Source organism: Aetokthonos hydrillicola CCALA 1050 (assembly GCF_017591665.1).
Lineage (GTDB): Bacteria > Cyanobacteriota > Cyanobacteriia > Cyanobacteriales > Nostocaceae > Aetokthonos > Aetokthonos hydrillicola.
Genome location: NZ_JAAKGC010000027.1, coordinates 28,151 through 52,245, shown reverse-complemented (window position 1 = coordinate 52,245; position 24,095 = coordinate 28,151). Strand labels below are relative to the sequence as shown.

Annotated in this window: 15 protein-coding genes; 12 read left to right on the top strand and 3 right to left on the bottom strand. The window is 40.3% G+C overall.

What is annotated here, in order from left to right; genetic code table 11:
* Positions 1-50: 50 nt before the first annotated feature.
* The 5 genes from G4P69_RS15905 (at position 51) to G4P69_RS15885 (ending at position 8,599) form a co-directional block, all read left to right on the top strand.
* Positions 51-2,615: an AAA family ATPase gene (locus G4P69_RS15905; protein WP_208340257.1), complete on the top strand. Its 2,565-nt coding sequence runs from the start codon at positions 51-53 to the stop codon at positions 2,613-2,615.
* Between the two features lie 40 nt (positions 2,616-2,655).
* Complete coding sequence (locus G4P69_RS15900; RefSeq protein WP_208340258.1) at positions 2,656-3,159, top strand: hypothetical protein; 504 nt, start codon at positions 2,656-2,658, stop codon at positions 3,157-3,159.
* Positions 3,160-3,323: 164 nt separating this feature from the next.
* A complete protein-coding gene (locus G4P69_RS15895) occupies positions 3,324-5,198 on the top strand; it encodes a tetratricopeptide repeat protein (RefSeq protein WP_208350573.1) in 1,875 nt (624 codons plus the stop codon).
* 88 nt (positions 5,199-5,286) lie between these two features.
* The gene (locus tag G4P69_RS15890; protein ID WP_208340260.1) at positions 5,287-6,900 is read left to right on the top strand and encodes an Hsp70 family protein; all 1,614 of its coding nucleotides are present in this window, start codon (positions 5,287-5,289) and stop codon (positions 6,898-6,900) included.
* Between the two features lie 82 nt (positions 6,901-6,982).
* Complete coding sequence (locus G4P69_RS15885; protein ID WP_208340261.1) at positions 6,983-8,599, top strand: Hsp70 family protein; 1,617 nt, start codon at positions 6,983-6,985, stop codon at positions 8,597-8,599.
* 62 nt (positions 8,600-8,661) lie between these two features.
* Here G4P69_RS15885 and G4P69_RS15880 read toward each other — a convergent pair whose 3' ends face one another.
* Both G4P69_RS15880 and G4P69_RS39255 read right to left on the bottom strand, forming a co-directional pair.
* Positions 8,662-9,270, bottom strand: coding sequence for a 4Fe-4S single cluster domain-containing protein (locus G4P69_RS15880; protein WP_208340262.1), 609 nt, complete (start codon positions 9,268-9,270; stop codon positions 8,662-8,664).
* 2 nt (positions 9,271-9,272) lie between these two features.
* A complete protein-coding gene (locus G4P69_RS39255) occupies positions 9,273-10,523 on the bottom strand; it encodes a hypothetical protein (RefSeq protein WP_243902244.1) in 1,251 nt (416 codons plus the stop codon).
* A 276-nt stretch (positions 10,524-10,799) separates the two neighbouring features.
* Here G4P69_RS39255 and G4P69_RS15870 point away from each other — a divergent pair, with 276 nt between their 5' ends.
* The 7 genes from G4P69_RS15870 to G4P69_RS15840 all read left to right on the top strand — a co-directional run bounded on the left by G4P69_RS15870 (position 10,800) and on the right by G4P69_RS15840 (position 20,262).
* Positions 10,800-14,528, top strand: coding sequence for a CHAT domain-containing protein (locus G4P69_RS15870; protein ID WP_208340263.1), 3,729 nt, complete (start codon positions 10,800-10,802; stop codon positions 14,526-14,528).
* Positions 14,528-15,205 carry a hypothetical protein gene (locus tag G4P69_RS15865; RefSeq protein ID WP_208340264.1) on the top strand — a complete coding sequence of 226 codons (678 nt, stop codon included), beginning with the start codon at positions 14,528-14,530 and terminating at the stop codon, positions 15,203-15,205. The genes G4P69_RS15870 and G4P69_RS15865 overlap by 1 nt, the downstream gene beginning before the upstream one ends.
* On the top strand, positions 15,195-15,893 hold the full coding sequence (locus G4P69_RS15860; protein WP_208340265.1) for a CHAT domain-containing protein: 699 nt from the start codon (positions 15,195-15,197) through the stop codon (positions 15,891-15,893). The genes G4P69_RS15865 and G4P69_RS15860 overlap by 11 nt, the downstream gene beginning before the upstream one ends.
* A gap of 49 nt (positions 15,894-15,942) precedes the next feature.
* Positions 15,943-18,687: an ATP-binding protein gene (locus G4P69_RS15855; RefSeq protein ID WP_208340266.1), complete on the top strand. Its 2,745-nt coding sequence runs from the start codon at positions 15,943-15,945 to the stop codon at positions 18,685-18,687.
* Positions 18,688-18,893: 206 nt separating this feature from the next.
* On the top strand, positions 18,894-19,169 hold the full coding sequence (locus G4P69_RS15850; protein ID WP_208340267.1) for an effector-associated domain EAD1-containing protein: 276 nt from the start codon (positions 18,894-18,896) through the stop codon (positions 19,167-19,169).
* Between the two features lie 21 nt (positions 19,170-19,190).
* The gene (locus tag G4P69_RS15845) at positions 19,191-19,787 is read left to right on the top strand and encodes a hypothetical protein (protein WP_208340268.1); all 597 of its coding nucleotides are present in this window, start codon (positions 19,191-19,193) and stop codon (positions 19,785-19,787) included.
* On the top strand, positions 19,765-20,262 hold the full coding sequence (locus G4P69_RS15840) for a pentapeptide repeat-containing protein (RefSeq protein ID WP_208340269.1): 498 nt from the start codon (positions 19,765-19,767) through the stop codon (positions 20,260-20,262). Before G4P69_RS15845 ends, G4P69_RS15840 begins: the two co-directional genes overlap by 23 nt.
* A 157-nt stretch (positions 20,263-20,419) precedes the next feature.
* Here the strand turns inward: G4P69_RS15840 and G4P69_RS15835 are convergent, their stop codons facing one another.
* The gene (locus G4P69_RS15835; protein WP_208340270.1) at positions 20,420-23,884 is read right to left on the bottom strand and encodes a CHAT domain-containing protein; all 3,465 of its coding nucleotides are present in this window, start codon (positions 23,882-23,884) and stop codon (positions 20,420-20,422) included.
* Between the last annotated feature and the right edge of the window lie 211 nt (positions 23,885-24,095).

Genomic DNA, 24,095 nt, shown 5'->3' with positions numbered 1-24,095 from the left:
AATAAATTAGACAAATAATTTTGAAAAAATTGAAAATAAACCGACTTAGTATGGCTGTTGAAAGAGTAACATCAGGATTCAACTTACAGTCAGGCGATCGCTTCTTAGTTATCTATGGAGCTAATACCAGCGATACCTTTTGTACACCAGATTTACTATTACAAAATATCGAGCAAGTTTTACATCGCTATCTCAAACAGCATGGTTATCAACGTATTTTATTCTATTCGGGGGTGCATAAGCTGTACTTTTGGGATGCAGAATCACGCGATCGCTGCTTACTACAACCCCAATCATCTAGTTCGACTTCGCCAACTACACAGAGAGAAATGCAACTTACGAATGGTCCTTTTAAAAAAAAGAAAGGATTACTAGGTAGAAATGCAACTTCACCCCCAACAGTAACAACCCCTCCACCAGTACAAAACTCCACACAGCCAAGAGTCGTGTTGCAGGATAGCACAGTCATCACAACACTACAAACAGTGATGGAAGACCCTACACAAAAATCCGCTATTGTTTTCTCGAATGCTGAGGATTTAAGACAATTTGATAATCCTCGCGAGCTATTTGGGCGTATGCTGATTTGGTCGCGTATGCCACCTACTAATCGTAACCTTTGTATTCTGATTTTTCACCATGAAAATCGTAATGAACTACAACAGTTTTGTCAACAAATAGGCTTCACTTATCTAGCAAATCTACTGCTAAATCGCGATCAAACAGATAATTATGTATTTAATATCGCTCGTCTTGGTTCACCCAATGCAACAGAAATCTCTGCTTTGAGTCATTATTTTCGTCTCACTGCTCATAAAACTATTGATTGGACAACCAGTGAACAGTTACCAATCTGGTTAGCAGCAGAAAATCAAACTCTAAACTTTTGGTATGACCGTTTTCAAGCTGCAAGAGAAATCTCCCTTGCAGAAGCAAGAAAACAAAACTGGCTATCAGGAAATGTATCAACTCAACCTGCTGTGGAACGTCTAGAACAAATGATTGGGTTACGTTCAGTTAAAGAAACTATCAAGTTAAAAATGCGAAAATTAGAGGTGGAACGAGAGCGCCGACAACAAGGGCTAACTACAGAACCTCCTCGTTTACACATGGTATTCAAAGGTAATCCTGGTACGGGAAAAACTACAGTAGCAAGGCTAATTGGAGAAATTTATCGTGATTTGGGTTTGTTACAGCGTGGTCATATAGTAGAAGTGGGTAGAAAAGACTTAGTAGCAGCTTATGTAGGACAAACGGCGATTCAGACTGATGGAGTAATTGATCGCGCTCTTGATGGTGTTTTGTTTATTGACGAAGCTTATACACTGAGTCAAGGGGAAGATAACGGTTTTGGACAAGAAGCAATTGATACATTATTGAAACGCATGGAAGATGAACGCCATCGTCTGGCGGTTATTGTAGCAGGCTATCCTACCAATATGGAAAACTTCCTTAATTCCAATCCTGGATTAAAGCGTCGTTTTGCTACTGAGATTATTTTTGAGGACTATGCTCCCGATGAGTTAATGACTATCTTGCGTCAAAGGGTATCGCGAGTGGGATGTACGATCGCTCCAGAATTAGAAACTGCCATAATGAATCTATTCACGCAGTTGTATGAGAACCGCGATCAGAACTTTGGAAATGCTGGTCTGGTAGAAAATCTTTTTAACCAAATGGATGAGCGGCGCTCCCAACGGGTCGTGGAGCAAAATTTAGACAGACTCAACGAACCATTTCAATTTGCTGATTTACCACCACAGTATCAAGAACTGAGTAAACAGGGTAGCAAAGATGAAGATAATCTTCAGTTACTTCTGCAAGAACTCAATAGCATGATTGGTCTGCATTCAGTCAAAGCAGCCATTCAGGAAATTGTAAATAGCGAACTGGCGAATCAACGCTTACGCGCTGCAGGTTTATTATATACTACTAACGAAGTGGAAACAAGACATATGCTGTTTACTGGCAATCCTGGTACAGGGAAGACTACTGTAGCAAGATTGGTAGGTAAGATATTTAAAGCATTAGGGTTGTTGAAAAAAGGGCAATTTGTAGAAGTTGAGCGCAGCAAGTTAGTTGCTGGTTATGTTGGTCAAACTGCAATAAAGACTAAAGAAGCAATTGAATCAGCATTTGATGGTGTGTTATTTGTTGATGAAGCTTATGCACTCTCACGGGGAGAGTCAGCAAATGATTTTGGCAGAGAAGCGATTGATACCCTTGTCCCCATAATGGAAAATGAGCGCGATCGCCTTGTGGTCATCCTCGCTGGTTACTCTAGAGAAATGGCAGACTTCATGAATACCAACTCTGGTATTGCTTCTCGCATTGCTTACCAAATTGAGTTTCCTGATTATACAGGTGAGGAAATGCTCCAGATTTTCTTGAGTCTGTGTCAGAAAGCAAGGCGTATTTGCCCTGATAATGTCAAAGAACCTCTACAGCAAGTTTTTAATATTGCTTATCAACAGCGCGAGCGCAATTTTGGTAATGGTCGAGATGTACGTAACTTCTATGAAAGAATGGTGAAATCTCAAAAAAGCCGTATGTTACGTGATAACTTACAAGGAGAGGCAATGGTTACATTTACTATAGAAGATATTCCCAGTTGAAATTGAGGCGTTCACACTTAACTTTTAAGTAAAATGGATAATGGATATTCAATTTGATTTAAAAAAAGCTTTTGATGACGCTACTAATATTGCTGGTCTAATGCTCAACGCGTACAGCATTATGTTTCAGGTAGCCGGTATGGGCTTAAATCCAGCCGATATTTTCCCAACAGCATTTATTGTTGGTCTATTTTTGTCAGCAATGGGCTATGCTATTGCATTTATCAAGGGACAAGGTATCGATTTGAAAGCTTTGGAATGGGATTTCGTTCTTGTATTTCTTGGTGTTGTAGTAGTGGTATTTAGTGCAAGTGAGAAAGAAGGATTACAATTTAAGTTATTCTCAATAATTGTATTTTTGCTTACTGTCAGTACTGCACTTTATCGTTTGGGTGCTGGCAAGGATATTGAGAGTATTTTCTACAGTATTATCAATAGCATTTTCAAATTTATTGCTAATAGTGGAATTTTAGGTTTAATCCTAACTTTTTTTCTACTTTATGTGGCGATTAGGCTTATTTTATCTGGATTTTTTAGACGATAAATTAAAACACAGAAAACATCAAATATAACAATAAGGCAAATTTATTACACTTTTCTTATAAACATTTGATTCAAGCTGAAGATTTATTATACCAATGAGAGCAAAGAGTTAGAAAATTAGAAGTTCTTTAAAAAATATTTAGAGTTCAACTAGAGGCAGACTTTATGGCACAGTGTCCAGTATGTGGAACAGAATACACTGAAGAACAGGTAAACTTTTGTACTACTTGTGGGTGGGATTTAACACCATATCCTATGACACTAGCAGGACAAATACCTGATGCCTTTTTGGAAAAAGAAAAAGCTAAATTGGCTTGGGCAAAACAGTTATGGGTAAAATCTCAGTCTCAGTTGTCTCTCATTCAAGAACAAATAGAAGAAGCCGAGCGGGACTCACTACAATCGCTTGTTGATTACACCCAGGCAATTGATCTCAATCCTAAAGATGCAAAAGCTTACTATAATCGTGGTAATGTTTACAGGCAAATAGAAGACTATGAATCAGCAATTGCTGATTACACCCAGGCAATTGCTATCAATCCTAAATATATAACGGCTTACCATAATCGTGGTGTTGCTTACAGGCAAATAGAAGACTATGAATCAGCAATTGCTGATTACACCCAGGCAATTGCTATCAATCCTAAAAGTGCAACGGCTTACCATAATCGTGGTAATGCTTACTCTAAAATAGAAGACTATCAATCAGCAATTACTGATTACACCCAGGCGATTGCTATCAATCCTAAATATGCAACGGCTTACTGTGATCGGGGTTTTGCTTACTCTAAAATAGAAGACTATCAATCAGCAATTGCTGATTTTACCCAAGCGATTGCTATCAATCCTAAATATGCAACGGCTTACAACAATCGTGGTGTTGCTTACCATGAAATAAAAGAGTATCAATCAGCAATTGCTGATTACACCCAGGCGATTGCTATCAATTCTAAAAATGCAACTTTTTACCACAATTGTGGTAATGCTTACTATGAAATAAAAGAGTATCAATCAGCAATTGCTGATTACACCCAGGCGATTGCTATCAATTCTAAAAATGCAACTTTTTACCACAATTGTGGTAATGCTTACTATGAAATAAAAGAGTATCAATCAGCAATTGCTGATTACACCCAGGCGATTGCTATCAATTCTAAAAATGCAACTTTTTACAACGATCGTGGTGCTGCTTACCGGCAAATAGAAGAATATCAATCAGCAATTGTTGATTACACCCAGGCGATTGCTATCAATCCTAAAAATGCAACTTTTTACAACAAGCGTGGTAATGCTTACTATGAAATAAAAGAGTATCAATCAGCAATTGCTGATTACACTCAGGCGATCGCTATCAATCCTAAAAATGCAACTTTTTTCACCAATCGTGGTAATGCTTACCGGCAAATAGAAGAATATCAATCAGCAATTGTTGATTACACCCAGGCGATCGCTATCAATCCTAAAAATGCAACTTTTTTCACCAATCGTGGTAATGCTTACTATGAAATAAAAGAGTATCAATCAGCAATTGCTGATTACACTCAGGCGATTGCTATCAATCCTAAAGATGCATTTTTTTACCACAATCGTGGTTTTGCTTACCATGAAATAGAAGAATATCAATCAGCAATTGCTGATTACACTCAGGCGATTGCTATCAATCCCAAAGATGCATTTTTTTACCACAATCGTGGTTTTGCTTACCATGAAATAGAAGAATATCAATCAGTAATTGCTGATTACACCCAGGCGATTGCTATCAATCCTAAAAATGCAAATTTTTACAACGCTCGTGGTTTTGCTTACCATGAAATAGAAGAATATCAATCAGCAATTGCTGATTACACCCAGGCGATTGCTATCAATCCTAAAAATGCAAATTTTTACCACAATCGTGGTTTTGCTTACCATGAAATAGAAAAGTATCAATCAGCAATTGCTGATGCAGAACAAGCTGCAAAGTTGTATCAACAACAAGGAAATAAAGAAGATTATCGGGAGATACAAGAGTTCTTGAAAGAGCTACAGTCGAGTCAATAAAACTGTTAGTTTCAAGCGAGAATAGTTTCTGTAAAAATAAAATGAATCATTAATTTAAAAAAAGCACAAAAGCTAACAACTTTCAATCATGCCATCCTACAACATTGGACTCGATTTTGGGACTACCAATTCTATAATATCCTACCTCGAAAACGGTAAACTTGAAGCATTTCAATATGGTGGGGCTGGCGGGGAAAAATATATCCCCTCCTTCATCGCTTATGAAGACGACTTTATTGAAATTGGTAATGCTGCTCGTAACACAGCTGCTCATTGTCCAGACATCGAAAGCTATGGTAACTTCAAAATGCGCTTACCGATTCGAGAGTCAGAATTTGCACATTTCTTCAACAATGGGCGTACTCCTATAAGTGTTACTCAAGACTACCTTTATGAATTGCTACTATCTAAAGAAAGTGAGAGCAATAGCTTTAGCAATCAGCAGGGGGAAATTGCTCAGCTAGTCGTATCTGTGCCTGAAATTTGGCAACGAGATATTTATAACTTAGGTCGGGAGCGCCTACAAAATCTTATTAGAAAACTTAATCTACCACTCATACAGTTAGTTAGTGAACCAGTTGCTGCAGCTGCATATTATGCTTGGGAAGCCCAACGTCAAAGTCAACAAGAGCATTCAGAATCTTTTACTGGTAACTTACTTGTATGTGATATCGGAGGGGGAACTTTCGATGTTAGCCTTTGCCATATCTGTAGCAACAATAAAGTAGAAGTTCTTTATTTTGACGGACAGGGTGACAAGGGACTAGAATCTGCTGGCGTTGCTTTTGATCGCCGTTGTGTCCAAGCAGCTTATAAAAAAAAGCATGGTCACATCATAGATGAAAATGACCCTGAATTTACTCGCTTACTCAAGGAATTTGAAACAACTAAGATTAGTTGCCATTCTAAAACCACCAAAAAACTAATCGACTACCTGGAAAAACCGGAAATATGGTTTGATAAAGATATATATGTTTTTTCTGGTGGATACACTGTTTCATTTGGTGAAGTTCATGCAGCATTCGCTCCCATCGCTCAAGGAATTCAAAGAGTTATGCAAAAAATGCGGAACTGGTTACAGTATAATAACCAACAGTTCGATGTGCTATTTTTAGTTGGAGGATTTTCAAATTTTTATCTAGTACAGAAAGCGATCGCTAATGCTTTAGGAATGAATGATAATGATTCGAAATTTGAACGCGGCTTTAATACGGTCACTAGTACGTATGCTATTTCCTACGGTGCTTGTTTAATTGCCAACGGGTTAGTCGATCCCGTTGAAAAATATATTCACACTCTGGGAATCGTTGTCCACAATGAAGTTAAAATTCCTACAATTAGAGGTATGGAAACTGGATTTGAAGAAGAAGAAATTACCCTTATAAAAGGAGGATTTACTTTGAATGAGCTTAACACACCTCAATTTTATCATAAAACTTTACAAGCAGATCGAAAAAACTTTTCTGTTCCAATATGGGTAGACCCTCAATCTAAAGGCAAGCGTTGTAAGCAGCGTTTGTCTGAAGTAATTCAGCTACCAAATTTCTTTTCCTCAGCCAGATATCGAGTAGGGATGCGTGTCAACCGTTCTCAGGTATCCTACTTAGTGATTGAGGAAGTTTCTAGCAAAGAACGTGTGGAGTACGAGCTGGGAAATCTTCTAGCTAAGATATTTCCTAGTTTTGTCTTGTCTGAAGATTGAGGTTGTTATCAATCAGCAATAAATTTGGTAAGCAATTGCCAGTAAAGTTTAAAAATGTTACTTAATTCTAAATAATACAGCAATGCAATCCTACAAAATTGGACTCGACTTTGGCACTACTAATTCTATAATATCCTATCTCGAAGACGGTAAACTTGAAGCCTTTCAATATGGTGGAGCAAGTGGAAAAAAATATATTCCTTCTTTCATTTCTTATGACGATAACTTTATTGAAATCGGTGATGCTGCTCGTAATAATGCCGCTCATCAGCCAAACATTAAGAGTTATGGTAACTTTAAAATGCGTTTACCAATTCCAGAATCGGAATTGGTAAATTCCTTCCAGGATGGGCGCACTCCCATGAGTGTTACCAAAGACTATCTCAACGAATTGCTACTTTCTAAAGAAAATGAAAGTAGTAGCTTTAGCAACCAACAGGGAAAAATTGCTGGGCTAGTCGTGTCTGTTCCTGAAATCTGGCAACGAGATATTTGTAACTTAGGTCGCGAACGCTTACAACGTTTAATTACAGAAGATTTGGAACTAGGTGATAAGTTAATTCAGTTGGTAAGCGAACCTGTTGCAGCCGCAGCTTACTATGCTTGGGAGGTACAACGTCAAGCTCAACAAAATAAGTCAGAAAAGTTTACAGGTAACCTGCTCGTCTGTGACATGGGTGGTGGTACGTTTGATGTAAGTCTGTGTCGTATCTTTGGCAACAATAAGGTTGAGGTGCTGTATTTTGATGGACAGGGAGATAAAGGTTTAGAGTCTGCGGGTGTTGCTTTCGACTGTCGGTGCGTACAAATTGCTTACATGAAGAAAAATAAAAATAATCATCGCTTAGATAAGGATAAGCTAGACTTCAGTCGCTTAGTCAAAGAGTTTGAGAGTGTGAAAATTGATTCCCATGCCAGAAGTACAAACAAACTGAAGAATTATTTAAAAGATCCGGAAGCGATGTCCGAGCAGAACCTCTACACTTTTTCTGGGGGATACAATGTAACGTTTAAAGAAGTGAGTGAGGCATTTGCACCAGTTGCAGAGGGAATTCAACGAGTGATGCAACGGGTAAAAGACTGGCTACAAGATAATGACCAAAAGTTTGAGCGCCTGTTTTTTGTGGGTGGCTTTTGTCAGTTCTTGCTAGTACAGAAAGCGATCGCTGAAGCTCTGGGTATTGAGGATAATGATCCTCGTTTTGATCGCAGCTTTAATACTATCAACAGTACCTTTGCTATTTCCTATGGTGCTTGCTTGATTGCCAATGGACTCATCGATCCTACTGAGCGATACATTCATACTCTTGGCATTGTTGTTGATAGGATTAATGCTCAAGCTGAAAAGGAACAGCTATTTATTCCTATTATTAATGGCGGTGTTTGCTTAGATGATTTAGCGTCTCCACATTTTGCTGATATTCCACCACTAGTGACATTTCAAAGTGATGCACCTTTGACAATTACTATATGGATTGACCCTAGATCTAAAGGTCGTAAGTTCAAAGAGGTACTGCCTGATATGGTGAAATTACCTAGCTATTCGCCTAGTAATCGATGGCGCGTGGGAATGCGTGTTAACCGTTCTCAGGTGGCTTACCTGGTGATTGAAGAAGTGCATGGCAACCCAAAAGTAGAATATGAGCTGGGTAATATTATTGCTAAGATGTTTCCAGGGTTTTTTCTATTTGAGGACTAATCCTAAAAATTCAGAGTTAAGATTTCCTTTGGTTATTTTAGAAAAAAGAATGCTCGAAATCATCATAATACAGACATTCTAATTGCTCTCTTGAAGTCGTCAGAAAAATTGTGAGGTGGAATCCCAACCATCAAAGCAGCATCATTTCGCATATGAATCTCCACGTCGCGTTTTTGTTGTGTAAATAAACTCGCTTCTAATAAATGACGAGAAGTGAGAAAATGGACAACCTGATTAGAAGAACCTCGCCAGCCCTTATTGTCATTTAGTTCAGGGATATATTGCCCATCAATAAGAACATCAATGTCAGTAAGGATTTGATTAATTGCTGGCTCATTCTTTGCTTGAAGTTGTTCTAATGTAAACCCTGTAAAGCAGATGATGGATAGGTCACGTTGTTGCCTTAGACAGTCAAACAGTTCACTTAGTGCCTTCGCTTGCAACATTGGTTCACCTCCAGAGACAGTTAAACCCTCAGTGTTTGGAACAGACAGAATAGCATCAGCTAATTCTGGAGGTTTGATTGGGGTTGCTTGTGTTTGAGGTATCCAATCGGGAGAGACACAACCACGACAATTAAAACAGCATCCCTGCACCCAAATCACGAAGCGTTGACCAGGTCCAAGGGTACGACTAGCAGGGCAAATTTCTGCAACGTTGAGTAAGGTCATAGTTAGAAGGTCAAGATGGTTTTTTGTTGAGATTGTTCATGTTGTCTACGAGCATTAGCAATTTCTTGATCTAGTTGTGCCAAGTTGTGTTCAATTGTTTGGATAATAGCGTTGACTTTCTGGTAATCTATGGGTAATTGTTGACTTATAGTTTGATTAGCCTGATAATAAGCATAGAGGTGAGTACGAATCTCATCAGTTTCTACTTGATATCTATTAAAGGCTTGAATCCCTGCCTGTAGCTGCTCCCAAAGCTGCTGATATTCCCTGCGCTGTTCTTCCAAGTCAGTTAACGCAGTAGAAAGAGATTCATCTAACTTAGTTCTTCCTGCTTGCGTGAGAGTAATGAGTTCTTTTGTACTCTTTAGCAGACCAGTTTGTTGGCGTCGTTGCTTAAGTTTTTGATACTCAATTTCACCTTCTAATACTGCTTGCTGTTGCTGCAATGCCATGATTTGAGAGTCTATTTCAGCTTTTTGCTGCTGGAGTTGCTTGAGTTCTGTTGCTTTAGGTTCTAAAGTGGCAGACTGGTTGGTAATTTCCTGTCGGAAGCTATCTAAGTCCACAGATTGAAGCTCAGCTTGAATTGTCTTTAACTCTGCATCTTTTTGTCGAAGCTGTGATAGTTCCTCTGTATCAGAGTGCAATTTTTGTTCTTGGTTAAATAGTTCTGTAGCACTTTGAAGAAGTTGGGATTTTTCACTACTAATCTGGTTGATTTCAGCAATGAGATCGCTAATTTTCTGCTTTAAGGTAGGGGTAATTGGCAAAGTCGATAGATGTGGTAACCAGTTATTCAGGACTATGAACTGTCTGTTAAGGGTTTGGCTTAAGGCGATAGCCCAAGCATCCAGAGTATCAGGATCAGCATTGGCTAACTGTCGCAGAACCTCAGGAGAATATATTGCTGTCCAAAAATCTATTCCTGCCTCAACTAGCTTGAAAGGCAACTCAATCGTGTCGAAATCTCGCAAGCCCTGCTCTGTTTGAATCTCGCTTTCAATTCTATGCAAAATCTTATTTATCTTAGTGATCGCATCGGAGCTTGATAACAGGTTTTCTGACATATTAATGTATGATATTGCAGTGCTAAATTGTTTGTCAGTAATATAGAATTTATTGCGGAGCAGCGAATGTGGATAGCCAGCATGGATGTAGTCCATCAAATCATACCGTGTTACCCTTGCGCCTGCGATCACGAGCCCACGTTCTGTACGAATGATCGTCGATTGTCCGTTTGATGTTGAAGTCATGTTCGTGGTTTTAATGGCTCCCATATTACTTTAGCATTACCCGCAGTACCACTAGTACACTGCGGCGTCAGTTTAGATAGGGTTATGTTGCCAAAAGCTTTCCCTTAAAAGTCCATTGGAAAGGACGAACTAACTTTTGGTTATTGAAGAAAACAAGTTACCTTTGAAACCAGCAGTTAAAATATATTTGTGCAGTGGCTTACATAGTTTACCTGATCGCGCTAAGCCCGTTGAGTCACCTTTTCACTGGGCTGGTTTCTGTGCTATTGGTCAATAATGAACAAACAACACCAACAAGCTTATCTAGACCTAATCAGCGCTTTGCTCACTTGTCCTAGTGGGCAAGAAGCGCATATCTTAAGTTCTGCTAAGCCGGACTTGATTGATATGGAGCTAGTTGAGGTCATGGAGGAAGTGGCGGCAGTCTACGTAGAGCAAGGTGACCAAAATACTGCTGATTTTTTAACTAATGTTGCCCATCAAATCGCTGAAGCTTTGAATTCTTTGCTAGCAGATGACCAAACTCAAACAGGACTGATAAATACATCAGTAGATTACTCGTTTTTTTTTGCAGAAATGTTACAGACTGCAATTCAAAGTGACAGTGACCCAGAAATGCTTTACCCTCTGCTTGCTGCTAACTTGGATAAACTAGATGACCATTGTGCCCAACAGTTGCAGGCATGGCCAAACGCTAACCTAACCAACTTTGAGCCACAAGAAGCTCGGAAAACTGTTGCAGCAATTGGCAACATCAGCAATCTGCTGCTTGATTTTCCTCTAGGAAACCGAGCCAGTAATTTGGCGATTGCTCTTGTTGGTTGTGAAGTCGCAGCTAACTTCTTCACTCGTCAAACTTTTCCAACACAATGGGCTGCAATTCAAATCAATTTGGGCAATGTCTATAAAGAGCAACTACGGGGAGAACGAGTAGAGAATCTGGAGCAAGCAATTAGTTGTTATCAAGCTGCTTTAGAAATTTTTACTTGCGAAGCTTTTCCTTATCAGTGGGGATTAGCACAAAACAACCTAGGGAATGTTTATTTGGAAAGAATTTATGGCGATCGCGCTCAGAACTTAGAACTAGCTATTAACTCGTACAATTTGGCATTGCAAGCCCGTACCCGTGAAACAATGCCCCAAGACTGGGCACAGACCCAAGCCAATCTCAGTAGTGCCTACCGCAACCGCATTTACGGAGATCGAACCCAGAACCTAGAACTGGCGATCACCGCTTGCCAAGAAGCTCTACAAGTCTTGACCCCGAATGATTTTCCCTCGCAATGGGCTATAACTAAAACCAATTTGGGTAATGCTTACCAAGAGAGAATTTTAGGAAACCACAGCGAAAACATAGAGACAGCCATCGCTGTTTACCAAGACGCTTTACAAGTTCGTACACGTGAAGCTTTTCCTGAAGGTTGGGCAGAAATTCAAGTAAATTTGGGTAATGCCTATCGTACGCGAATTAGTGGCAATCGATCCGAGAACTTGGAAATGGCGATCGCTGCATACGAAGAAGCACTGCAAGTTTATACGTATGAGGCACTGCCCCAAAGATGGGCGCTCACCCAAATAAACTTGGGTAATGCTTTTCAAGAACGGATTCGCAACGACAGAGCAGAAAACTTGGAGATGGCAATTGCCGCTTATGAGTCTGCATTGCAAGTCATTACCCATGAGGAGTTCCCTCAATATTGGGTCAAAATCCAAATAAACCTTGGGGCTGCCCATCAAAACCGAATTCTTGGAAATCGAGCCGAAAATCTGGAGAATGCGATCGCCGCCTACCAAAAGGCGCTTCAAGTTTGCACTCAAGACACATTTCCTCAAAATTGGGCTGAGATCCAGAATAACTTAGCCAATGCTTATAGCGAGCGGATTAAAGGGGAAAAGGCAGAAAATTTGGAAATGGCGATTGTGGCTTACAAAGCTGCGTTACAAGTTTTTACCCGTGAAGCATTTCCGCAAGACTGGGCTTTTATTCAAACTAATCTGGCTGCAATTTATTCTGAACGAATTAGAGAAGACCGAGCCAAAAATTTGGAGACTGCAATTGCCATATGTCAGTTTGCATTACAAGTTTTTACCCGTGAAGCCTTTCCCCTAGATTGGGCGCGAGTGCAATCTAATTTAGCTGCTGCTTACTACGACAAAATGAGTGGCAATCGAGAACAAAATTTGGCAGCAGCGATGGCAGCTTGTCAATCAGTTTTGCAAATTTATAGCCGTGAAGTATTTCCTCAAGACTACACCAGAACTTTATTTACTCTTGGATTAATTTACCAAGAAAGCAGGCAATTACAAAATGCTTACACCACCTTTGCCTCAGCAATTGAATCTGTGGAATTTCAAAGCAGCAGAATTACCTCTGGCGAACCAGCTAAACAAAAGTTAGCTTCGCAATGGGCACGGCATTACTGGAGTATGGTCGAGGTTTGTTTGGAACTCGCACTCAGCCAACCTCACTACTACGCGATAGCAATTGAATATGTAGAGCGTAGCAAAGCCCGTAGTTTAGTAGAACTGATTGCTACCCTCAATGTCTACCCCAAAAGCGATATTTCCGAAAATATTATTGATGAACTTAAACGACTGCGCCGCCAAATCTCTGCTAAACAGCGCGAAATGGACATCATAGTAGAACTTGAACAGTTGGATGAAACTAATCGCATTTATCAACAGCAATTGCGACAAGAATTGCACTCATTACAGCAACAGCTTAAGCAATTGCTAGAGGAGATTGAGAGGGTAGACCCTAACTTCAGCATTACCCAGAAAGTTGAACCTATCCGGTTTGATGAAATTCGACAATTACCAGCAGATAACCAAACCGCTATTATTGAATGGTACATCACTGGCGAAGCCATTTTCACTTTCGTTATTACCCACCAAACCGAGTATCCTAAAGTTTTGCGCTCTTCCACCAAAGAAAAAACAGCTTTGATGGACTGGATAGTCGTATATATCTCAGAATACGCTGAAAATAAAGACCAGTGGCAACAGCAACTCTCTGAACGCTTACACCACCTTGCTCAAATTCTACATATTGATGATGTCCTGAGCAACTTACCCAAAACCTGTAACCAACTAATTTTAATTCCCCATCTTTTTTTACATCTGTTTCCTTTACATGCACTTCCTATAGATGATGATTCTTGTCTTTTAGACCGCTTTCCTAGAGGAGTACGCTATGCTCCTAGTTGCCAATTACTACAACTAAGCCAAAATCAAACGCAATCTGACTTCACCCACCTATTTGCTGTCCAGAATCCAACCGAAGATTTAAGTTATAGCGATATTGAAGTGCAAACTATCCAGCATATGTTTGAAACCCAAGTTCAGGTTTTGGTGAAAACAGCAGCCAAAAAAGAGGTGATTGATAAGCAGCAACTTCGCACTGCCCATTGCCTTCACTTCTCCTGTCATGGCTACTTCAACTCCGATACACCTATGCTATCAGCACTGTTAATGCAAGGTTCTCTGGTTGCGCCTGGTGGCACTAGTCATCTTTCATACAGTCTTTCTTTACCTGATGGCAGCGCGATAGATTTAAGTAATTGTTTGACATTGGTAGAAATTTTTTCACTTAGTCTCAGCCAATGCCGCTTAGTAACTCTCTCCGCCTGCGAAACAGGTTTTATTGATTTCCGTATACTCAGCGATGAGTACATAGGTTTGCCCAGTGGTTTTCTGGTTGCAGGTAGTCCCAATGTGGTTAGCAGTTTGTGGATGGTAAACGATTTATCAACAGCATTTTTAATGATTAAGTTTTATCATAATTTGCAACTGGGGGATGCAGTTGCAGTTGCATTGAATCAGGCACAACTTTGGCTACGGGACGTGACGAAGGTGGAATTGCAAAAATGGCTTGAAGAAAACCAGTTAAATTTGAGTCCTGCGGTTAAGATAAGTCTAAAACGTCGTTTTCAGAATTTGCCAGATAATAACCAACCGTTTCGGAAGCCTTTCCTTTGGGCAGGATTTTGTGCGATCGGTCAGTAATGGAGGAAAAAGTAGTGATGGATGAGCAACGAGAAAATGCTTATCTTAAATTAATCCAATCTCTCTTGAATTGCTCCAGCAATTCAGAAATCAACCAGGTATTGAATGAACACAGCGAATTGCTCGACACAGGCTTGATAACAAAAATGCGTCAGGAAGCCCTGACTTTAGCGCAGCACGGACATGATAATAGCACTACTCTTTTGCAGAGTGTGGCAATGCAACTAGCTCAATTGATTCGGGATAAAACAGGTGTAACGACTCAAGAATATTTACATTTTTTAGTAGAAGTATTAGAGGTAACTTCAAATAGTGGTGGAGATCCGAAAATAATATACCCCTTGCTACGAGCAAATTTAGATAAGTTAGATGATAAATTTGAGAAAATTCTCCGCAGTTGGGCAGCAGATAATTTAGCAACTGGAGAGCGCCAGCTTGTTGTTGCAATTGCACTAGCTATTTTTGATTTAAGTACGTTACTTGCCAATTTCCCACTAGGTAGAAGAGCAATTAATTTAGAAATAGCTATTGCCGGTTATGAGGTAATAGCTACTGTTTTTACCTGCGAAAGCAACGTGGAAACGTGGACAGGAATTCAAAATAATCTCGCCAATGCTTACTTATGCAGAATCAGAGGGGAAAGGGCTGACAATATCGAATTAGCAATTGCAACCTAAACAAACACGCACAGACTTCAGCCATTTTTTTGCCATTCAAAACCCTACAAATGACCTAGCTTATACAAATATAGAGGTTGAAACCATCCGCTCATTTTTTTCCTCTAACCGTGTTTTAGTAAAACAGGAAGCAACCAAAGCAGCTTTGGATGCTAATCTTGACTTATTATCAGCACACTGCAATCATTTTTCTTGTCATGGTGAATTTAACCTAGCATCTCCTCTTGAATCTGCACTTATTTTGGCAAACAATGAACGTCTAAGTTTAGGAGAAATTTTTGAACTCAACCTCAATCAATGTCGCCTTGTGACTCTGTCCGCTTGTGAAACAGGATTAACCGATCCCACTAGCCTGAGCGATGAATATATTGGCTTGCCCAGTGGCTTCATTTATGCAGGTAGCCCTAATGTCGTTAGTTCACTTTGGACGGTTAGTGATTTGTCTACTGCCTTTTTAATGATTAAGTTTTATCAAAACTTGCAAACGGGAATGTCTGTAGCTGTTGCGCTCAACCAGGCGCAATTCTGGGTTAGAAATATCACTGGGACTCAACTTTGGCAATGGATTCAAGAAACGCAGTTACCCCTAAGCCCAACCCAGAAGATACATTTTAGAAGAATCGCAGCTAACATTAAGCTGTTTCAAGATCCCTTCCACTGGGCACCATTTTGCGCAATTGGTGTGTAAAATCTAAAGTAACGTGACACTGTGCAGCTGCTAGATCACAAATCACTGTATGAGCCTGCAAGATATCCTGAAACGTCGCCAGCAAACAGAATTTGTCGGACGCGAAGAACAATTACATATTTTTCGCTATAATTTGGGTTTACCACCCAAAGATTACCGTCGTCGCTTTTTCTTCAATATCTACGGTCAGGGCGGTGTTGGGAAAACCGCCTTAATGCAACAAATTCGTAAGCTTGCAGACGAAGCAAAGGCACTCACTGCCTACACTAACGAAGATGAACCTGATGTACCAACGGTTATAGGGCACATCGCTGAGCAGTTAGAGCAGCAAGGTCATGTTCTCAAAGAATTTAAAGAGCGCTACCGTACTTATCGCCAGTGTCGTCAACAACTGGAAACCGACCCCGAAGCACCTCAAGGCTTCGCTGCTCTTGTGGGTCAAACTGTAGGCAAAATCGGAATGAGCGCCCTTAAACAAAGCCCCGCAGGTTTGATCACCAGCTTTGTAAATGAAGATATGGTTACCAAACAAATGGGGGAATGGACTGCCTTTGTGGCTAAAAAACTTACTAATAAAGATGATGTTCACTTAGTTCAGCAGCCGATCGCAGTCCTCACCCCTTTGTTTTTAAAAGAATTATGCAAGCTCCCAGAAAGTAACCCAATTGCCTTGTTTTTTGATACCTACGAAGTTACTAAGGCATATTTAGATGACTGGTTACGAGACTTGCTAGAAGGTCGCTATGGATCAATGCCAGAGAATATTGTAGTAGCGATCGCCGGACGCTACGCCTTAGAAAGGAACTATTGGGCACCCTACGAGTCCCTGATAATTCGCCTACCTCTAGAACCTTTTACAGAGGCAGAAGCTCGCGATTTCCTCAGTCGCAAAGGCGTCAAAAATGCACAAGTCATTGAGGCAATTTTGCGTTTATCTGGCCAGCTACCGTTGCTGCTTGCTACCCTCGCAGCAGGTACACCTGATGATCCTACCGCTGTCACTGACCCAACAGATACTGCTGTTGAACGTTTTCTTCTGTGGGTTGAGGAACCACAACGACGGCAACTAGCATTAGATGCCGCACTGCCAAGATACTTAAATCAAGATGTCCTAGCAGCCATGGTGGGTTCTGATCAGGCGGAATCACTGTTTGATTGGCTCAAACAAATGCCTTTTGTCACGAAAAAACGTGAACACTGGACTTACCATTCTGTAGTTCGTGACTTAATGCTACGTTACAAGCGCCAACAATCCGCTCAAAGCTGGGCTGCTTTACATGAGAAACTAGAAAATTACTACCAAACTCTGTGTAATAACTTGGGCTTAGACGCAGCAAGCATCCAGCAAGACACAAGTTGGCAAGAATATCAATTAGAGGTAGTTTACCATAACCTGTGCCAGTCTCCACAAAAATCTTTACCCATTACTCTTAATCAATTCCTCAGTGCGTTCAAACACCAACGTCTTACCGTCCAGCGTTGGGCGGAAACTATTTTCCAGGCAGGCGAAGATACGGGAGTGGCAGATGTAAAACTCTGGGGTCAACAGTTAATTGAAGGTATAAAAGCTTACGATGAAGAGCATTACGAAGCAGCGCTCAGCATGTTTACAGCTTTATTGCAGTCCGGTAAGCTAGAAGCTGAATGGCAAAGTTCAGCCTACGACTGGCGCGGGAACCTTTATCGTCGAGCAGGTCAATATTCCCAAGCCTTAGCAGATATAAATGAAGCAATTCAGCTAACTCCAGAAGAAGCGAAGTATTTTACCGACCGAGGGGTAGTTTACTTGCTGATGCAATGCTACCAAGAAGCATTAGCAGACCTGAACCATGCTATTTCCTTAGAACCCGAACATGAAGAAGCTATTGCCAGCCGAGGTGTAACCTATTTGCTGCAGGAGCGCTATGAAGAGGCGTTGGCTGACTTTAACCAAGCACTGGAGATAAAGCCTGAATACCAAGCTGCCTTTGTGAGCCGGGGTGTAGTCTACCGACAAATGGAACGCTACCAAGATGCACTGACAGATTTAAATCAAGGGCTGGGCTTAAATCCAAATGCTTTGTGGGCGGTTATTCAAAGAGGAAAAACATATCAGGAAATGGAGCGCTATGAAGAAGCACTGGCAGATTTTAACCAGGTACTTGCAATCAAACCTAACAATTTTGGAGCGATCGCTAACCGAGGTGTAATTTATCGTCAACTAGGATACCACGAAGAGGCACTGGCAGACTTAAATCAAGCAATTACACAAAATCCAGATGACCAGGAAATTTTAGCCAACCGAGGTGAAACTTACCGACAAATCGGGCGCTATCAAGAGGCGTTAGCTGACCTAAATCGGACAATTGAACTTCAACCGGATGATGGGTGGGCGCTTGCTAGTCGGGCTACAACCTACCGGCAATTGGGGCGCTATGAGGAAGCATTGGTAGATTTTGAAAAGGCGATCACCCTAGAACCTAAGAATGATTGGTGGCTTTACGGTCGGGCGCTAGTTTATCGGCTTTTGGGTGAATTACAGGAAATGCGAGCAGACTTAATGGGGGCGATTCAACTGGCTTTAGGAAAATACGAACAGGAACCACCAAACTGGCGCAAGCGATTGAATTTAGCGCTTTATTACCTAGTTCTAGGAGAAAGCGAACATGCAGAACAAATTTATCAAGCGGCTTTGGGAGTCGCAGTATCAGCCCAAATTAGGGAAGCAATCCGCGACTTAGACGACTTTCTGATTTTGGAACCTAATTCTACCCAAGGTAATTCTATGAGGGAGCTACTGAGGTGTGTTGACTAAACAAGGTTATGCGTGGATTGGTGGAGCTACAATACTACAGCTACTGTGTAACCTGTTCGCAAATACTGATAAACTCTAACAAGATCATACAATTATAGAGAAAACTCTTTCAACTATAATTTTGGAAGGCTGTTAGTGCCTAGTCTCAGTGTGATCGCATTCTTTCCTCTAATTATATGGAACATGAGTAACTTGTCTGAAAAAATATGGACTTAAGTGGTCAGGAACGCAAAAAATTACAAGAAGCTCTTATTGATGCTTTTCTTAGCAGGTCATCATTAGAACAGATGTTATCTTTTGAATTAGAGAAAAATTTAAACACAATTGCTGGAGATAGTAATTTAGAAGAAATCACTTTTAAATTAATAGAAACAGCAAAGTCTGAAGGATGGCTTGAAAAGTTAGTTGTTGCAGCATCTAAAAAAAAGCCTGGTAACCGCAAACTACAAGATTTTGTTAAATATATATCTCGTAATAATTAAAAAAAATCTGCTATACATAAGTTGCTCAAAGAAGATCACAAATATGATGGAAAGTTGGCTGTTATTCAAATAGAGATCTATAAAGATATTTCTCTTAACACAATTTACCTTGAACTTAGTATTTCATTTGGAAGCCTGAATAACCAAGTTAAAAGAATAAATATATGGTCTTTCAAAGAAGAAACTATAAACATTAAATTTGGTATTAAAAGTGGTGAGTTATGTTTGAATTTAACAAATGGAAGTATGCCGTTGTGTGAACGTAAAGAACTTTTAAATCAATATGATAACTGGAGAGGAATACCTGTAGGTAAACCGGAAGCTCCTGTTTGGCAATTTGAATTGCATAATCAGTCGAGTATAAAGGATATATTGAAAGGGTCTTTGCGACAAAAAATTTTAGGAAATTTAAAGATATTAGAAGCAGATACATGCTGTGAGATAGAAGCAGTTTTTAAAATTAGTCTTAATAAAGATGTTTTAGCTATCATAAGTCCAGATATCTCCAAAGTAAGGAAAGAAACTCTAAAAGGAGCTTTAGTGCAACGTTTAAAACCTGAATTAGAAAATTATGTAAGTAAGGTAACTTTAAGATATGAGCCAGCCATTAATTTCTGAAGAACTTACCAAACTTTTTCAGGCAATTGTTGATGAACCTACGGGAAAGCTATCGGAGTTAGCAAAAGTTGCTGGGCTTAATTTGTCTGAGGATTATATTGGTGCAGACTTAAGTGGTGAAGATTTGAGCAGAGATAATTTGAGTCATGCTAATTTAAGTGGTGCCAATCTTCACAATGCTAATTTACGTGAAACTAACTTGAATCGTGCTAACTTGAGCGGTGCTAACTTGAGTGGTGCTAATTTATATAAAACTAATTTCAATCGTGCTAACTTACAAGATGCCGATTTGAGTAATACCGACTTAAGTGTTGCAACCTGGAGTAATACTAAATGGATTGATAAAAATCGTGATACTAATTTAGAGAATAAAGAGGCACTCGATATGTTCAATTTTTCTGAATCTTCTCGAAACAGGTTTAAAATGAATCTTACCCGTCTTATCTTCAGATTGTTTCCAGAGACTAGTGGGTAAGATATTTCCTAATATTCTAAGCCAGTGATATAAAAATATCGTTTATTTAAGGCTTTAGGCTTTAACCGGACCCTATTGAGTCCGCTCCGCTGAGACATTACGTTTTCTCTTCACCTTTGAAACAAACACTGAAAATTTCTCTACTTCCATGTGCTTATTATTGACCAATCGCACAAAATGCCGCCCAGTGGAAAGGCTCTTGAAAAGGTCGTGTCTCTTGACGAAAGCGTCGCTTTATGGATATCTTTAGTGTGCCATTCATTGGTAGTTGCTTCTCTTCCATCCACTGCTCTAGTTCTGCTCCCGTAGCATTCCGAAGCCAGACTTGAGCTTGATTCAGCGCAACAGCTACTGAAGTTTGGCGTTGCAGATTCTCATAAAACTTAATCATCAAAAAGGTCGTAGAAATGTCATTTACGATCCACAGGGAACTGACTACACTGGGACTTCCTGCATAAAGAAAACCATTGGGCAAACCAATATATTCATCACTTGAAGTCGTAGTATCAATTAAGCCTGTTTCGCAGGCAGAAAGGGTGACTAAGCGACATTGGCTCAGGTCAAAAGTAAAGATTTCTGGTAAAGTTAGGCACTTACTCAGATCGATGATTTCGCCTGTTTGCAAGCGAAGTGTATTTTCTGAAGTTGGGGAGTCAGCAAAGTGAGCATTCTGCTGCTCGTCTAATCCTAATGGAGCTGGATCTTGAGCTACAAAAGCATCAGCAAGTAAGAGTGCTGACTGCAGTGGGTTCTCAAAGTTGAAAAAGCCATGACAGGAAAAGTGAATATATTGTGCATTTTGAATCCGCAGAGGATAAATCTCTGTCTTCCGAGCATCCTTCTGTACCAGAATATCATCATTGGGGCTGAAGTTTTGCCGAATGGCTGCAACCTCAAGATCCGAATAGCTTAAATCCTGAGTTGGGTTTTGTACAGCAAACAAATGGCTGCTAAAATTAAGGCGTTCTTGGGACTTTGTAAGCTGCAGTGCCTGACAACTAGGTGAGTAGCGTACTCCCCCAGGGAAACGATCTATAAGATAGGAGCCATTTTTCAACGGCAATGCGTGAAGAGGAAAAATGTGTAGAACGAAGTGAGGAATGAGAATCACCTGATTACACGTTTCAGGAAGCTTTGTAACCACCCGATCCAAGTCTAAGAGTTGAGCAAATCGTTGTAGTTGCTCAGACAGGTTTTCACGCCACTGTTTTCTATTTTGAGAATAATCATAGATGTAGCGCAAATACTCTTCAAGCAGGTTAGGGAAGTTAACTGATGGGTTAGACAGGCTTTGTTCCTTAAGGTAACTAAAGTAATGTATCTGCCTTCCAGGAATCAATGCCTCCATTTCCTCAAGTGGAAAATCACGCCAGTTTATTGGGCATTCATGGATCAGGGGATGCTGGTTTTGAGAAGTTACAATAAATACCTTAATCTGTTCAGATGTGATATACCACTCTAAGATAACAGTATTTTTATCGACCAGAGATTGAATTTGGGCAAAGGAAATAGATTCTACTCGTTGAGTCAGACCAAATTCAGGATTCAGTGGTTGAATTTTATTGGTGATTACATCGTTTAATTGTTGTTGTAACCGAATAAGGTGGCTGTAGTCTCTAGTATAAGCAGGTAACCCGCTACTTTGAGTAAAACTTGTTTCATCGGGAATCGTCTTACGATTGGCTATAGCTCGCTCAGTCATCTCTAAGCGACGTTCTTCAATCAAAATCTCTTGTTGTAAATGCTGTAATTCCTGGCAAAGTGTCTCTGGAATACCTGAAGGTATAATTTTATGAGTCGCTAAAGCTTTAACAAGTACGCGAGCTTTATTATACTCTAGATATTCGAGAGCTTTATCATAATAGTGTGGTTCACTAACAGCTAGTTCAAGGCAGACGTCCACGATTTTTTTGTACAGATCCTTCCACTGGAAAGCCCATTTTTGTCTGGAGAGATCGCTCTTGAGACCTTCATATCGCAGAAATTCCGATGTTTCTAAAGCAGTTGCTAAGTTTTGGTAAGCATGGTGCAATTGTCCCGCAGACTGATAGGCAGAACCTAAATAAAAGAGAGCTTGGATATAACTTCGGAGACTGGTTTCACGGGTATAAACCTGCAAGGCATTTTCTGCTGAGGTGATTGCTGCTTGGACATACTGCACCTGACCACAGGACAACAAGTTAGCATAGGCACCAGCTAAATTACTGTTGACTAGCGCCCACTCCTGGGGATAAATTTTCTGGGTTAATACCTCTAGTGCAGCTTGACCACAGGCAACCCCCTCAATTAAATACCTAATTTTTTCTTGTTTATTAGCACAGTGAACAGAGTTTACCACAAAGGTAGTCAGCACTTCATTTTGAACCCGTGCCCATTGTTGGGGAAAAGCCTCACGGTTGTAGACATCTAAGGCTTTCTCAAAACAGTGAATGGCTTGTTCGTGATTCCCCCAAATTTCGTCTCTATAGATTGTTGCCAGATCAATTTGAGTGTTTGCCCAGAGTTGGGGAGCATTTTCACGGGTTAAAATTTGTAGTGCTTCTTCAAAAGACTCTAATGCTTTGTCAAGATTTGTTTTGCGTTCGGACGATCTGACATAAAAACGATTACTGTAGGCATTGCCTAGCTCACTCTTGAGCTTTGCCCATAATTGCGGAAAAGTTTCAGGAGAACAAACCTGTAACCCCTCCTGACAGCAGGTGATTGCTGCTTCCACGTTTTCAACTGGATCCCCTATAAGCCTAGTTTGGTAAAGACTGCTGAGTAATAACTGGTTTTTTGCCCACGCTTCTGGATAGTATTCGCGGATACTGGGCTGTAAGACTTGCTGACAACAGGCGATCGCTTCCTCTAAATTCTGAACATGATCGCCACGAATCCGAAAGGATAATGCAATTGCTAGATTATGCAACATTTTTGCCCAATCCTTAGGACGGGTTTCATACGAAAGAATTTGCAGCGCATTTTTGTAGCAAGTTATTGCTTGCTCCAAGTTCTCCGGTGGATCACCCAAAAGACGATTTCGATAGATAATTCCCAAGTGTCCTTGGGTTGTTGCCCATTGTTGAGGACGGGATTCACGAGTTCGTACTTCTAACGCGCTTTCACAGCAGGCGATCGCAATCTCCAGATTTTCTCCCCGATCTCCCCGCACACGATAACAGTATGCAACTCCCAGATTATGTTCAACTTCTGCCCAAGGTCCTGGAAATATCTCCCGTTGCTTAACCATTTTAGAGAGATCATATCCAGTAATAGCAATTTCTAAATTAATTGCTTTGTCCCCAAAAGGAAATTCTTGAAGCACAGTGCTAAAGGTAGAAATTGCAGCAGCGATTCGCATTTTCTGGGTGGTAGTAGCAGCAGATAACTTTGCACTCATCCAGGTTGGTAACCACTCTAAAAACCGATCGTTGAGCATATCAATATTCGTTAGGAGAAACGGGTAGACCACTTGTGTGTTTCCCTGGTTCCTCATAATGAGTACCAATGCTTCAACAAGAAAAGCTTCTTCAGGAGTGACTGCTGATTCTGGAGTACCAATGGCAGCGATCAAATCGGCATGGGCTGACTCGATGACAAAATTTTTAAGTGAGTTGACAATACCTTTAAGGAAATTCATCGTCATTTTATGAAATAGAAGATGATTTTTTATTAGTCAATGTGATTAGAGTAGGGGCATTGTAGCGACGTGTATAAAGATGATATTTGACCAATAAGAAAAAGTTGAAGCTATCGCTTATCAGTATGGACTTAGTAACAAGTAAGTGGGCGTAAATAAACATAACTATACTTTTGTCAATGCGTAAGTCCTAGAAGCAATCGCAAGGGTT